The sequence below is a fragment of the Mesorhizobium sp. WSM4935 genome, assembly GCF_029625735.1.
GTDB lineage: Bacteria > Pseudomonadota > Alphaproteobacteria > Rhizobiales > Rhizobiaceae > Mesorhizobium.
Window position 1 is genome coordinate 1 of record NZ_JARTVR010000012.1, and the last position, 13,728, is coordinate 13,728.

General features: G+C 64.2%; 11 protein-coding genes. 6 read left to right on the forward strand and 5 right to left on the reverse strand.

The window, feature by feature from the left end; translation table 11 throughout:
• The first annotated feature begins 238 nt into the window (after positions 1–238).
• Both rarD and P9273_RS23335 read left to right on the forward strand, forming a co-directional pair.
• A complete protein-coding gene (rarD, locus tag P9273_RS23330) occupies positions 239–1,168 on the forward strand; it encodes an EamA family transporter RarD (protein ID WP_278050869.1) in 930 nt (309 codons plus the stop codon).
• A gap of 56 nt (positions 1,169–1,224) precedes the next feature.
• Positions 1,225–1,911 carry a glutathione S-transferase gene (locus tag P9273_RS23335; protein ID WP_278050870.1) on the forward strand — a complete coding sequence of 229 codons (687 nt, stop codon included), beginning with the start codon at positions 1,225–1,227 and terminating at the stop codon, positions 1,909–1,911.
• A 3-nt stretch (positions 1,912–1,914) separates the two neighbouring features.
• Here the strand turns inward: P9273_RS23335 and P9273_RS23340 are convergent, their stop codons facing one another.
• Entirely contained in the window at positions 1,915–2,910 is a 996-nt protein-coding gene (locus tag P9273_RS23340) for a transporter (RefSeq protein WP_278050871.1), read from the reverse strand.
• 136 nt (positions 2,911–3,046) lie between these two features.
• Entirely contained in the window at positions 3,047–5,680 is a 2,634-nt protein-coding gene (locus P9273_RS23345) for a bifunctional diguanylate cyclase/phosphodiesterase (protein WP_442920252.1), read from the reverse strand.
• A gap of 338 nt (positions 5,681–6,018) precedes the next feature.
• Between P9273_RS23345 and P9273_RS23350 the strand changes: the two genes are divergently transcribed.
• The 3 genes from P9273_RS23350 (at position 6,019) to P9273_RS23360 (ending at position 8,175) form a co-directional block, all read left to right on the forward strand.
• Positions 6,019–6,990 carry an MBL fold metallo-hydrolase gene (locus P9273_RS23350; RefSeq protein WP_278050872.1) on the forward strand — a complete coding sequence of 324 codons (972 nt, stop codon included), beginning with the start codon at positions 6,019–6,021 and terminating at the stop codon, positions 6,988–6,990.
• 37 nt (positions 6,991–7,027) lie between these two features.
• Complete coding sequence (locus tag P9273_RS23355; protein ID WP_278050873.1) at positions 7,028–7,489, forward strand: tetratricopeptide repeat protein; 462 nt, start codon at positions 7,028–7,030, stop codon at positions 7,487–7,489.
• Positions 7,490–7,692: 203 nt separating this feature from the next.
• On the forward strand, positions 7,693–8,175 hold the full coding sequence (locus tag P9273_RS23360; protein ID WP_278050874.1) for a DoxX family protein: 483 nt from the start codon (positions 7,693–7,695) through the stop codon (positions 8,173–8,175).
• Between the two features lie 28 nt (positions 8,176–8,203).
• Here the strand turns inward: P9273_RS23360 and P9273_RS23365 are convergent, their stop codons facing one another.
• The 3 genes from P9273_RS23365 to P9273_RS23375 form a co-directional block, all read right to left on the reverse strand.
• On the reverse strand, positions 8,204–8,986 hold the full coding sequence (locus P9273_RS23365) for a glucose 1-dehydrogenase (RefSeq protein ID WP_278050875.1): 783 nt from the start codon (positions 8,984–8,986) through the stop codon (positions 8,204–8,206).
• A 185-nt stretch (positions 8,987–9,171) separates the two neighbouring features.
• Positions 9,172–10,200, reverse strand: coding sequence for an isopenicillin N synthase family dioxygenase (locus P9273_RS23370; protein ID WP_278050876.1), 1,029 nt, complete (start codon positions 10,198–10,200; stop codon positions 9,172–9,174).
• Positions 10,201–10,315: 115 nt separating this feature from the next.
• The gene (locus P9273_RS23375; protein WP_278050877.1) at positions 10,316–11,662 is read right to left on the reverse strand and encodes a hypothetical protein; all 1,347 of its coding nucleotides are present in this window, start codon (positions 11,660–11,662) and stop codon (positions 10,316–10,318) included.
• 483 nt (positions 11,663–12,145) lie between these two features.
• On the opposite strand from P9273_RS23375, the gene P9273_RS23380 reads away from it, so the two are divergent.
• Positions 12,146–13,726, forward strand: coding sequence for an efflux RND transporter periplasmic adaptor subunit (locus tag P9273_RS23380; protein ID WP_278050878.1), 1,581 nt, complete (start codon positions 12,146–12,148; stop codon positions 13,724–13,726).
• Positions 13,727–13,728: the final 2 nt, after the last annotated feature.

Genomic DNA, 13,728 nt, shown 5'->3' on the forward strand with positions numbered 1-13,728 from the left:
TTCCTTTCCCTCCGGAGGGGGGAAAGGTGGCGCTGCGAAGCAGCGACGGATTGGGGGAACCACGTGGCAATCAAGCCGAGGCTCGATCAGTCGCGCCAGCCACAGAAGATCTGTGCATAGCGTGGCCCACTGCGTGGGGCGAGGAGGCAGCGCCCGCTTGAACCATCATCAAAAGTCCGTTGATCCATCATAATTTTGTGATGGTTTTGGACGGTCCGCTGGGCCATAGCGTTAGGCCATGGTCACCGCTACAGCCGATCTCGATCAGGATGCCAGGGCCCGGCGCGGCTTCCTCCTGGCGCTTGGCGCCTATTTCCTTTGGGGATTGCTGCCCTTCTACATGAAGGCGGTGGCGCATCTACCGCTTGCAGAGGTGATCGCCAACCGCGTCGTCTGGTCGGTGCCGATCGCGGCGGCAGTGCTCATCTGGGCCGGCCGCACCGCCGACTTCAAGGCGGCGATCCGCTCGCCCAAAAGCCTTGCCATGGCCGCGCTCACGGCGGTGCTGATCTCGATCAACTGGGGCATCTATGTCTGGGCGATCTCGGTCGGCCGCACGGTCGAGACGGCGCTCGGCTATTACATCAATCCGCTGGTGGTCATCGTCGTCGGGGCAGTGCTGCTCGGCGAGCGGCTCGACCGCTTGCAGATCGTCGCGGTGGCGCTGGCCGCGATCGCGGTGACGGTGCTCACCGTCGAGGCGGGCAAGCTGCCTTGGGTGTCGCTGGCGCTGGCCTTCTCCTTCGCCGCCTATGGCTTTTTCCGCAAGACGCTGCCGATCGGCCCGAGCCAGGGTTTCCTGCTCGAAGTGCTTTTGCTTTCAGTGCCGGCGCTTTGCTACATTGTCTACCTGATCGCCACCGGCCAGGATCATTTCATCTCCAGCACCGGTGCCGACACGGCGCTGCTGACCGGCTGTGGCCCGATCACCGCGGTGCCGCTGCTACTGTTTGCTTTCGGCGCCAGGCTGCTGCGCCTGTCCACCATCGGCATCATGCAATATATCGCGCCGACCATGGTGTTCCTGATCGCGGTGCTCGTCTTCGACGAACCGTTCGGCGCTACGCAGGCGATCGCTTTCGCGCTGATCTGGACGGCCCTGGCGATGTATAGCTGGTCGATGTTCAGGGGCCGTGAGGTTCGCCCGCCGGCGCCCGCAACAAGATAGAGATGCGCGCAACGCTTTTGCGTCTGGAATTGCGTTGAACAGGAAAGAGGCGCCCGATGTACGTTCTGCATATCGGCAACAAGAACTATTCGTCCTGGTCGTTGCGGCCATGGCTGCTGATGCGCGTCCTCGACATTCCTTTCGAGGAGCGGCTGACGCCGTTTCCGAGCGGACCGAGTTTCGACCTCTACCGGTCGTTCTCGCCGAATGGCCGCGTCCCGTGCCTTGTGGATGACGGCTGGGCGGTGTGGGATTCGCTCTCGATCGTCGAATATCTGGCCGAGCGCCACGAGGGCGTGTGGCCGTCGGACGGCAAGGCGCGCGCCTGGGCGCGGTCGGCCGCCGCCGAGATGCATTCGAGCTTCACCGCGATGCGCAATCTCTGCCCGATGAGCTGCGGCGTGCGGGTCGAGCCGTTGCCGATGTGCGGTGCGCTGAAGCACGACATCTTCCGCATGGGGGACTTGTGGAACGATGGCCTTGCGCGTTTCGGCGGACCGTTCCTGGCCGGCGACCGTTTTGGTGCCGTCGATGCCTTCTTCGCCCCTATCGCATTCAGGGCGCAATCCTATGGCCTGACGTTCGAAGGCGAAGCGGCTGCCTATCCGCGGCGGCTGCTCGACCTGCAGGCCATGCGCGAGTGGTACGCGGCCGGACTTGCCGAGACGTGGCGCGAACCGGGCCACGAAGCCGAAGTCCAGGCCGCCGGCACGATCGTCAAGGATCTGCGGGCAACCGGGTAGGCCTCAGACCCGCCCCAGCCGTCGCACGACCATATAGACGATGGCGGCGATGACGACCGAGATCGCCGTCACCACCCAGAATCCGGACGGCATGTCGACCAGCGGCACTCCGCCGACATTCATGCCGAACAGGCCGGAGATGATCGTCATCGGCAACAGCACCGCCGTCATGACGGAGAGAATATAGAGCAGCTGGTTCGACTGCTCGGTGAGCTTCGCCATCAGCTCGTCCTGCAGCAGCCTTGTTCGGGCCTGCAATTGCTCGCCGTCGTGATGCAGCGTGTGGGCCCGGTGCGAAAGCCTCGTCGCCATGTCGTTGATCGGGTCCGGAAGCTCGTTGCGATGCGAATGGTCGAGGTGGCGGAAAAGATTGGTGAGCGTCGCCATCTGCCGGTGGATGAGCACCAGCTGCCGGCGCGCGTCGACCAGCGCCTGGCGCTCATTGTGCCATGCATCGCACACGATACGATCCTCGATGCCGTCGAGCGTGTCGCCCATCTTGTCGAGCTCGGCCGCCATGCCGTCGAGCGACTGGCCCATCACCGCCTCGATCAGCTCGGCCGGCGTGCGGAATTTCCGCGTGCCGCTCTCCACCAGCTTGCGGATCTTGTCGACCGACTCCAGCGGCTGCTTGCGGGCGCCGACCAGCATCCTGTCGTTAAAGGCGAAGCGGAAATGAGTGAGACCGCGTGCCTCGGCGAAATCGTGCCTGAGGTCGGGCAGGTCGCCATAGAGGAAGTCGTCCTCGAAATCGATCTGGCAGCCATGGCTGGGCGATAGGAAGGCATCGCGCACCGGCGTTGGCAGGGCCTGCTCGGCGCCGATCTCCTGGCGGGCGCGCATGTCGGTGATCTGGTAGCTGCGCCAGCTCCAATGCGCCTCGGCGGGGTCCTCGGTGCGGGAGCCGTCGGCCTTGAAATGGTAGATGAAGAACAGCCCGTGTTCGTCCGGCAAATAGGGCGAGAGGTCGGTGCCTTCGGCAGGGAGGGCGATGTTCATGGCGGGTTCGCCGGCTCTTGGGGCGCTCGGGGGCAAGCCATATTTCTAGCACGCGCCACCCGTTTGAGTGTGACAGTTCGATGACGTCGATCGCAGCGTTTCTTTGCGGCAGCAGCAGCTTGGAACGAGTCTTGCGTCAGCCCGCCGCCAGCCATTTGCGGGATTGGGCGAAGGCTCTGAAGGCCTCGCTATCCATCGGACGGCCGAAAGCGAAGCCCTGCAGTATGTCGCAACCGAGTTCCCTGAGGATGCGCGCATGCTCCATCGTTTCGACGCCTTCGGCCACAACCTCGATACCGAGCGACTTGCCGATCTCGATGATCGACGACACGAGCCGGCGCTGAGCCCTCGAGGCCGTGATAGGCGTGATGAGCTGGCGATCGATCTTAAGGCGGCGCGGCTGCAGCTTGAGCAGGCTGACGACCGACGCATGGCCTGTGCCGAAATCGTCGATCTCGATGTCGATGCCAAGTTCCTTGATCTGTTCGATGTTCCAGGAAACCAGGTCGTCGTTCTCGTCGAGGAAAATCGATTCCACCAGCTCGAACGACACGGTTCCTTCCTTGATAGCGAGCTGGCGCAGGCTATCGATCAGGTCCTTGTCCTCCAGGCGTCTTGCCGAGACGTTGACCGACACACGGGGAATATTGAGACCGTCGAGCGACCAGCGCCGGAAATTCTCCAGCGCCTGCCCGAGGACCGCCCGGTCGATAAGCGAGACGACGTTCAGTTCCTCCGCCACCCTTAGAAAGAGGTCTGGGGTGAGGGTGCCGCGTCGTGGATGCAGCCAGCGTGACAGAGCCTCGACGCCGACGATCTCCAGCGTGTTGGCGTCGAACTGCGGCTGATAAAAGGCAACGAACTCGTTGGCTTCGAGCCCGCTGAGGATCTCGTCGGCTGTCTGCTTGGTCTTCACGATCTCGCTTTGCAGCTCTTCGTTGAAGAACTCGTAGCGATTGCGGCCGCGGCTCTTTGCCCGGTAGAGGGCAAGGTCCGCATTGACCAGCAGCTGCCTTGCATCGACGCCCTTATTGGCCGCGATGCCGATGCTCACGCCGAACCGGCACTGGTGGCCCTGATAGTCGACCGGCTGGCGCATTTCCTCGATGATGCGATCGGCGAGCGAGGCGAGCTTCTCTTCGCCGCGCCCATGGCTCACCACAACGAATTCATCGCCGCCGATGCGCGCGACGAAATCGGATGCCCCGGCATTGGCTTTGATGACCTTCGAAGCATGCATTAGCATGGCGTCGCCCGCCGCGTGGCCCAGCGTGTCGTTGATGTGCTTGAAGCGGTCGAGGTCCAGATGCAATAGCGCGGCGTTGCCGTCGAGCGGGCTGCTTTCGGCCAGCATCTGGTCGAGATAGCGGCGGTTCGGCAAGCCGGTCAGCGAATCGTGCAGCGCCACGTGCTCGATCCGAGCATTGGCCATTTCCAGCTCGGCGTTCTTCGACTCGGAAAGCTGGCGTTCCCGCACCAGGGTTTCGTTGAGCAGCACGTCGCTGGTCACGTCCCATTCTGCGCCGATCATCTTCGGCGTGCCGTCGCTGTCCTGAAAATAGCTTGCACGCGCGCGGACGTGGCGCACGGTGCCGTCCGGGCGAAGTAGCCGGTACTGCGAGGAGTAGGGACCCTTTGCGGCCACGGCAAGGTCGAACTCGCGCTGCGCCCGTGCGATATCCTCGGGGTGGACCGCCAGTGCCCAGTCGTCGTAGCCGCGCGCTTTTCCGTCGGCAGGCTTGCTGTAGATCTCGTGGACGCGATCGTCCCACAGCAGCTCGTCAGTGACGAGGTCTTGCTCCCATACGCCGATGCCCGAAGCCTCCAGCGCCAGTTCCAGCCTTCCGGACAGGCGCCTCAGTTCCGCGTAGTTTTTCTGCCTTTCGCCGAACAGCCGCCCGGCCACCAGAATGGGCAGCACTACCAGCGCAGCGGCGAGCCCCATGAGAGCCTGCAAGACCCGCTCGTTCTTCGGCACGGTCGGCCAACCGCCCTTCGGGATTGCCGATATCTGCCAGGAACCGAACGGCAGCTGCACTTCTGCCTTCACCGGATTGTTCTTGACGATATCGGCGCCACCGAAGAAGCGCTGGCCGTCACCGCCAAGCGCATCCTTTCCGGTAAGTGCCACATCTATGTCGAGATCGGGATCGCTGAGGCCGCTTGCGGCGTAGAGCCGGTCGATATCGATAGCCGCGGAGACAAGGCCCCAGAAGCGATCGCCGCCGCCCGCTGTCGGCACGAAAACAGGGATCCGGCCGATGAAGGCGCGCCCGCCCTGTCTGAGGTCGACGGGGCCCGCAAGCACGGATATGCGTTGGTCACGCGCCCTAAGCGCCGCCACGCGTTGCGCCTCGTTCTTTCGGTAGTCGAGCCCGATCGCCTTCTCGTTGCCCTCCATCGGATACATCAGCGAAATGACAAGGTCGGGCGCGCCGCCAATGTTGCGCAGCTGCGATTTTTGCTTGAAGAGATTGGCGGCGAGGGAGGCAAACCTCTGCTGCCCCATATAGGGCTCGGTGACGATGGCCGAGACAAGGCCCTGAACCAGCTGGAGATTGCCGTTGATGTTGCCTTCCAGCTTGGCGCGGATGATGTTGACCTTGTAGAGGACGTCGGCGCGCGTGAGTTGGTCCGAGACCCTTTTGTTCTGCTGATCGACGAAGATCGCGCAGATCAGGAGCACGACGAAAGCAATCACCGCCGGCAAATTGGCGGAAGAAAAAACGGCCTCTCTGACGCGACCGAGACTGAAACCCGCTCTGATCAATTCGACCCGAATGCCTTTCCTGGACGGCGATCCATCGGCCGAACCTAGTAGAAAGTGCTTAAATCAACACTTCCGCGGCTGCCGAAAGTCTCAGCATCGCGGCCTCCATCCCGCATTCGATCCACAAATTGAAGCCATGCTTAACGCCGCCTAACTGACGGTTTCATTCTTCCGAACTTTTTCGCCGGCCCGGGAATAAAGGGCCAACCTTCCCGGTCTTGCTGTGTAGCGAGGCCGGCATCCCAGCCACGCGCGCCCGGAAGGAATGCTGCGATGACCAGGATCTCCCGGGAAAACAGGAAAATTGCCGTCCGCAAGCCATGAAGAGGAGACTTCCGATGTTCAATATGACACGCCGAATGGTGCTCGGTTCCGCCGCCGCCGCTGCCGCCTTCGGCATTGCCGGCAAGCTGGAATTCGTGCCCGCCGCTTACGCTGAAACCCCGGTCGAGCCGCTGGTTGGCTTTTACAAATACAAGGTCGGCTCGCTCGAGGTCACCGCCATCTATGACGGCATCTGGCGCAAGCCCCACGACCCGGCCTTCATCAAGGACGTGTCGGTCGACGACACCAAGGCGGCGCTCGCAAAAGCGGGGCTGATCACCGAGTTCATGCCGATCCCGCTCACCGTCGTGGTGCTTAAGATGAACGGCCGCACCATCATGATGGACGCCGGCTCCGGCGTCGGCCAGTGGCAGGCCAACGCCACGCATCTGCCGGCCAACATGAAAGCCGCCGGCATCGACTACAAGGCGATAGACACTATTCTGATCTCGCATTTCCATCCGGACCATGTCTGGGGCCTGATGGAGAAGGGCACCAACGCGCCGGTGTTCCCGAATGCCGAGTTGATCGTCAACGCCACCGAATATAATTGGTGGACCGATCCCGGCCGGCTCGCCAAGCTGCCCGAGGGCCGCAAGCCGGCGGGCAAACGCATCGCCGAGAACTTCCCAAAATGGAAGAACTGGAAGCTGGTCGAGGACGGCGCGGAAGTGGTGCCCGGCATCCGCATCATGGCGGCGCCCGGGCACACGCCTGGACACTCCGTCTATCATGTCGATGCCGGCTCCGAGCAGTTCCTCGTCTCGGCCGACACCATGTATGTCCCGGCGCTGCTCGCCCCACATCCCGACTGGCAGGGCAGCTACGACCAGGACGGGCCGATGGCGATCACCACGCGCCACAAGGTCATCGACCAGGTGATCGCCGACAAGGTTCGCATCTGCGGCTCGCACTTCCCGTTCCCCGGCACAGGCAGCTTCATCAAGGACGGCAACGCCTACGCCTTCACCCCAACTGAGATCTGATCTCAAATCGGATCCTGAACAGAAAGCGACAGCTCTCATGAAACACGCACTTTTTGCGGTGCTCGGCGCCATTGCCGTGCTGACCGCGGCCCCCATCGCCATCGCCATTCCGGCCTATGCCGTGGACGACATCGAAGGCGCCGACGCGCCGGACCTGACGGCCGTGGAGGCCAAGATCGAGGCCAAGGACTATAAGGGCGCGCTGGCCGACCTGCGCGACCTCGCGCAGGACACCCAGCAGGCCGACGTCTACAATCTGCTCGGCTTCACGCTGCGCAAGACCGGCGACTACCAGACCTCGCTCACCTACTACACCAAGGCGTTGGAGCTTAAGCCCGACCACAAGGCCGCGCATGAATATCTGGGCGAGCTTTATGTCGAGACCGGCGACATGGCAAAGGCGAACGAGCAGCTCGCCTCGCTGCAAAAACTCTGCCCGTCGGGATGCGAGGAGCTTTCCGACCTCAAGCAGGCCATCGATACGAAGGTGACGAAGTAAGGCGTCTATTTCCTCGCCCCGCAAAGGGGGGAGCGGTGGACGCGAAGCGGCCGGAGAGGGGGCCCGGCACTGACCTTGCCCCTACGAGTGAGCCGGCGTTCCTCTCCCTCGCGCCGGCTCTGACCTTTTCAACCCGAGCACGTGCGGCAGCGCGTCCATCAGCCTGGCGCGCGCACGCATCTTTGCAAAGATTGGAGCGGACGATGACACCGACCGAACTAGCCCAAAAGCTTCACGCCAGGGACGTGGTCCTGCTTGCCGGCCGTCTGCTTCTATCGCTAATCTTCGTGCATGAGGGTCTGCAGCTGGCGACGCATTTCGAGGGCGCCGAGAAGGCGATGGCCGCGCTCGGCGTCGGCACGCCGCTGCTTTTGGCCACCATTGCGCTGCAGCTCGGCGCGGGCCTTTCGGTCGCGCTCGGCATTCTGGCGCGATTGGGCGCGATTGGGCTCGGCCTGTTCTGCCTGATGACGGCCGGCCTCTTCCACACCAATTTCGCCAGCCAGAACGAATTGCTGCATTTCGAGAAGGATCTGGCGATTACCGGCGGCATGTTCATCTTGGCGCTCGCCGGTTCCGGCAGGCTGTCGGTGGACAGGGTGCTGGCTGGGTTCGCGAAAGGGCCCAAGATCGATCCGCCTGTCGAGCAGCATCTGTCGGCGGGGGAGAGGAGCCTGCCGGTCTGAAGCTGGGTCTGTGCGAGGTGAGGGACCTCTACAGCACGCTCGTGATCCCGCCATCCACCAGCAGCGTCTGTCCCGTCACAAAACTTGCCGCATCCGACGCCAGGAACACCGCCGCGCCCGCCAGCTCCTCGACGTCGCCCCAGCGCCGCATCGGCGTGCGGCCGGTGAGCCAGGTCGAGAATTTCTCGTCAGCGACTAAGGCGGCGTTGAGCTCCGTCTTGAAGTAACCGGGCGCAATCGCGTTGACACGCACGCCGTGCTGGCCCCATTCGCCGGCCATCGATTTGGTCAGCATGGTAATCGCGCCTTTGCTCGCCGCGTAGGGCGCGATCGAGGGGCGGGCGAGCGCGCTCTGCACCGAGGAGACGTTGATAATGACGCCCTTGCGGCGCGCGATCATGCCTTTGACCGCGGCGCGGCTCACCTTGAACACGCCATCGAGATTGGTCGCCATCAGCGCGTCCCAGTCGGCGTCGGAAAAAGTCTCGAGCGGCGCGCGGCGCTGGATGCCGGCATTGTTGACCAGAATGTCGATCGGCCCGGTGCCGCTTTCGCTTGCCGCGATCGCCGCGTCGACCGACTGCGTGTCGGTAACGTCGATTATCGCTTCCGCCACCGAATAGCCATCGGCGCGCAGACGGTCGCCGGCAGTCTTGAGTTCGTCTGCCTTGCGGCCGCCGATGGTGACGCGCGCCCCGGCAGCTGCAAGCGCTTGGGCGAAGGCAAGACCCAGCCCGCGGCTGGCACCGGTGATGAAGGCATGCCTGCCTTCGAGGCCGAAGAGACGGCCGAGATAATCAGTCGAACGCAATTTTGCACCTTCATCGATCTGTCGCCGGCAAGCCCGCCGGCTGGCACCAGCGTGCCGCGCAGTTTGATGAAGCGCAAGGCGGGAGCCATTGTTGCTTTGGAGGCAGTCTCGAAGTTGAGATCCTTCGCAGCGTATCCGGTGATCGTCTTTCCCACCGTGTCGCCGTCCGATGTGCGCGGAGGTCTCTAGGCGGCGGCCGGCCGCCTTGGCTTGCGCAGAGTCTTCACACCGGCCATCTCGACGAAATTGGTCGCCGACTCCCAGAGGTAGTCGCCATAGAGGAAGGGCGCGAAGTCGCCAGCGCCCTTGATCGGCAGCGGCGCGATCTCGGCGTCGGCGCGCGGCTCGTAGAAGAAGGGGATCGAATAGCGCACCGCCTTCGGCGCGATCACGCGGTGGCGTGTCGCCTGAACCACGCCGCCCGTCCAGCGTTCCAGCAACTGGCCGAAATTGACCGCCAGCGTGCCGTCGGCAGGCGGCACATCGATCCATTCGCCGGCATGGTTCCTGGCCTGCAGACCTTCCACGCCGTCCTGCGCCAAAAGCGTCACGAAGCCGGAATCGGCATGCTCGCGGCCGATCACCAGCCGCCGCTCGCCCTTGTGCACGACCGAATATTCAGGTTTCGATAGGTCGACCGCGCCGTCCTCGGTGCGCAGCGGATAGCGGATCAGCCTGAGCGTCGAGATGCCGTCCCGGAAATGGCCGTCGAAAATGTCGTCCTCGAGCCCGAGGCTGCGCGCGATCGAGGCCATCAGCGCCGCACCGACCTTTTCCATCGAGCGGTAGTAATGCGCGACTGCCGCCTTCCATCCTGGAACGTCGCCCTCGGCGGGCAGCGGCGTGCGCTCCAGCAGCGGATCGTCGGCGGCGAATTCGGCGTCGGTATGGGCGATATCCGGCCCCATGTCGATCCCTTCCTTGTAGGACACCGCGGTCGGCTGCAACGGGAACCAGCCGCGATAATAGTTCGATTTCGAAGGGTCGAAATTCCAGCGCAGCAGCTTCCGCTTTTCCGCGTCAGGCAGCTCGAAGATCTTCAGCAGTTCGCCGCGCCGTTCGCGCGTCAGAAGCTCCGCGCCGGGAAAACCGCGCGCGGTCATGAAGCCGATGCCGGAGGCGGTGGCGAAGATCCGGCGGTCTGCCTCGCCGCGAGCCCGCGAGGGCGGGCCGAAGAGCGGTGCGATGTCGATGGCGGGGATGGTGTCACTCATTTCTCGATCCTTGCGATCCTTGGATCCGGCGTGCCGCAATCGTGAAGAAGCGCATGCGCGATGACAACCCGTGACGCAGGAAGGGCTAGCAACCCGCCTGTCGCGCGGGTGACCGCTATCCGTGCCTCGCTACTGCCGCCTGGATGGCGGCCATCCCCGGATCGCGGCCTTTGAGCAGATCGTCGACCGACCACGGCGCCGCTATGTCGGGATCGAGCGTCTTCACAGAGATCGGCTTGCGGCTCTTGCCTTGGTCGATTGCCGCCGCGGTCGCTGACGGCGTTCCGGTAGCGGAGCCCGGCTGGGCGATACCGACGAAACAATCGCCATAGGTCCGGCAACCGTCCTGAAGATCGTAGCGCTGCGTTGCGTATTGCAGCGTCACGCCCGAATGCGGCAGCGATACCTGTTGCTGGTCGGCGAAGAACGTCAGCCGGTCGCCGGGCGTGTCACCGACCAGCGTCACGCGGTCGCCGCCGGCCTGCTTGACATAGGCGACATCGACCATTCCGGCCGAGAAAGTGAACGGACTTTCGAGCACGAACACGCGCCCTTGCGTCCCGATGCGTGCCGGCCAGGCGGTGAGAAAATCCCGCGTCAGCATGAAATTGCCGCCGGTGTTGAAGCGCATGTCGAGGACGAGATTCTTGCGGCCGAGGCGAGACCGGTCGGCCTCGACCTTGGCGAGGAAGTCGCCGATCCTGCCGGTCTTGTCGTCGAGGTTCCGTCTGATCTCGACGACGATCGCGTCGAGCTCCGGCGCGTCCCGCCAGCGGAATGCCCGTTGCTGATCCTGCAGCGGCCAGGGCACGCGGTCCTTGGGAAGCAGCTTCACCCAGTCTTTGCGCTGCGGCTCCGGCGCAAGCTTGCGCTCGATTACATGGCCGTCGCCGGCCTGGAAGCGATAGGTCGCATCGCCTGTGGCGCGGGCAAGTCCGAGTGCATGCAAAAGGTCCGGCCGCGCCAGCGCGTCCATCGCCTCGATGTCGCGCCAGGCCGCGACGCCGCCATGCAGGCTGCGCAGCGCCGAACCGACGGCCGCAGCCGGATGACCGTCGACTGCGATCAGCCTGCTGCCCAGAAGATCGCTGTTCCTGGGGCTCGCCGTAATGACGTAGAAGGCGCCGCCCACCGGCAGGAAAGACACCGGCGCCCCATCGGCATGTGGCAGTTTGCAGGTGGTGTGGCCATTGTCGGCCAGCGCCGCGATCTGGCAGAGATCGACGGCGAATGCCGCTGCCTCGGTCGAGCCGGCTTTCGCCTCCAAGGTCTGCAGCCGATGCTCGGCCTCCCTGCGGGCCGCGTCCGAATAGGACCGATCGGCGTCCAGAAAATCTCGCCGGAAGATATTCAGGTCCTCGGTCTGAGCCTCGCGCGATATGGCGCCGTCCGGCGCGGCGGCGCGGCCAAGCGCAGCCAGCAGGCAAAAGAATGTCAGGGCAAGCAACCGGCCAAACATCATCGGTTCCTCATCTTCGATGCCCGGCCCCATCGCCACAGGCCAGAACAATGAGGCAGCCCGGCGTTCGGGCGCGTTCACATCTTCGCGAGCGGGCCTTGCCCGCAGGCGGTCGTCGGCGACGCATCGCGTCGGCCGCTTTCGGCAACGCGCAAGGGTCGCTCCACGGCCGCTCATGGATTGGCGTAAGGCCTTGTCGACATTCGTCTAAAGATGGCGATCCGCTTTCGAACCGGCAGGCAGATTTTGCTGCGAATCCGGGTCGCCTCAGGCTGCGATCCGAATGTGAATGCCGGCCTAACTTGTTCAATTCCTTACAAGAATTTAATGTGCTCCGCAATTGCGTGTCAAAATCCGCACTCCTATGCTTCCGCTCAAGATCGCGGCCTTTGTACCTGCTTCGGCATGTCCGCCGGCGCGATCGGCGGCGGTTCGACGGCCTTGCCACGAACGTCATGGATGCGGCTCGAAGGACAGGTGGGAGACGTGGACGACGAAGTCGTCAGCCGGCGCAAGCCACGCAGCGAGCGCGTGCCCTCCAGCGAGCCTGTGCCCCCGAGCGAGCCCGTGACCCGCAGCGAGTCCTTGACCGAGGTCCGGCCGGTGGCCGTGCGTCGGTCGCGGCGCGGCTGGATCATTGCGCTGCTCCTCGTCCTGGCTGCGGCAGGCGCCGCGTTCTGGCTGCATCCCGTTCAACTCCAGCAGCAGGGCGGCCACCGTGGCGGCGGCCGTTTCCGCGGCGTCGGCGATCTCGCGCAGCCGGTTGCCGTGGCGCCGGTGACGCAGGCCGACATCCCGATCGTGCTCGAGGCGCTGGGCACCGTGACGCCGCTGTCGACCGTCACGGTGCGCGCGCAGGTCAGCGGCCAGATCACTCAGATCGGCTTCACCGAGGGCCAGAACGTGAAGAAGGGCGATTTCCTCGCCCAGATCGACGACCGCGCGCTGAACGCCTCGCTGCATCAATGGCAGGGACAACTGGAGCACGACCAGGCGCTGCTCGCCGATGCCAAGCTCGACCTCGACCGCGACCTGAAGCTTACCTCAAACGCGGTCACCCAGCAGGCGATCGACCTGCAGCGCGCGACGGTGCAGTCCGACGAAGGCACGGTGATGTCCGACCAGGCACAGATCGAGGCCGTGCAGGTCAACATCGCCAACAGCCATATCACCGCGCCCGCCGATGGCCGCATTGGCCTGCGTCTTGTCGACCAGGGCAACTATGTGACGCCCGGCGACAGCACCGGCATTGCAGTGATCGCCGAAATGCAGCCGATCTCGGTGCTGTTCTCGCTGCCCGAAGACAGCCTGGCGCAAGTGCTGGAACAGACGCATGGCAATGCCGGGCTCAAGGCGACCCTGTTTGACCGCAACGATACCAAAGAGATCGCCGAAGGCACGCTGCAGACGATCGACAACCAGATCGATCCGACCACCGGCACGGTGAAACTGCGCGCCGTTTTCCCCAACACCGACGGCGCGCTCTATCCCAACCAGTTCGTCAACGTGCATCTGCTTGTGCGCACGTTGGCCGGGGTCAACGTGCTGCCCAACGCCGCCATCCAGCACGGCGCGCCGGGCACCTTCGTCTACCAGCTCAATGATGACAACACCGTCTCGGTGAAGACCGTGTCGCTCGGGCCGGGCAACGCCACTGTCACGCAGCTCCTCTCCGGTCTCTCGCCCGGCGCAAAGGTCGTGGTCGACGGCGTCGACCGGCTGAAGGACGGCGCCAAGGTCACCGTGCCTGACAGTGGCGCCGTGCCGGCCTCTGGCGGAAATGGCGCCGCAACACAGTCGCAAGCTGCCGGCGGTGAGGTCAGCGGAACTCCAGCCGCCGGCACCGGCAACAATAAGCCGGCCGTCAATTCCGCCGGCGCACCGGCAATGTCGAATGGCGAGAGCAACGGCGCGGCAGGCAATGGTTCGGCAGGCGGGAGCGCGACTGCGGCGAGCGATGCGTCCGGCCGCAAGCAGGGTCATCACCGTCACCATGATGGCAACGGCCATCGCCGCGATGGCAGTGCCGGCGCCAATAATGGCGGCGACAGCGGCCAAGGCCAATGAAC

Coding starts and splice junctions, on each gene's coding strand:
- rarD (WP_278050869.1), top strand. CDS start 239: ATGGTCACCGCTACAGCCGATCTCGATCAGGATGCCAGGGCCCGGCGC.
- P9273_RS23335 (WP_278050870.1), top strand. CDS start 1,225: ATGTACGTTCTGCATATCGGCAACAAGAACTATTCGTCCTGGTCGTTG.
- P9273_RS23340 (WP_278050871.1), bottom strand. CDS start 2,910: ATGAACATCGCCCTCCCTGCCGAAGGCACCGACCTCTCGCCCTATTTG.
- P9273_RS23350 (WP_278050872.1), top strand. CDS start 6,019: ATGTTCAATATGACACGCCGAATGGTGCTCGGTTCCGCCGCCGCCGCT.
- P9273_RS23355 (WP_278050873.1), top strand. CDS start 7,028: ATGAAACACGCACTTTTTGCGGTGCTCGGCGCCATTGCCGTGCTGACC.
- P9273_RS23360 (WP_278050874.1), top strand. CDS start 7,693: ATGACACCGACCGAACTAGCCCAAAAGCTTCACGCCAGGGACGTGGTC.
- P9273_RS23370 (WP_278050876.1), bottom strand. CDS start 10,200: ATGAGTGACACCATCCCCGCCATCGACATCGCACCGCTCTTCGGCCCG.
- P9273_RS23375 (WP_278050877.1), bottom strand. CDS start 11,662: ATGATGTTTGGCCGGTTGCTTGCCCTGACATTCTTTTGCCTGCTGGCT.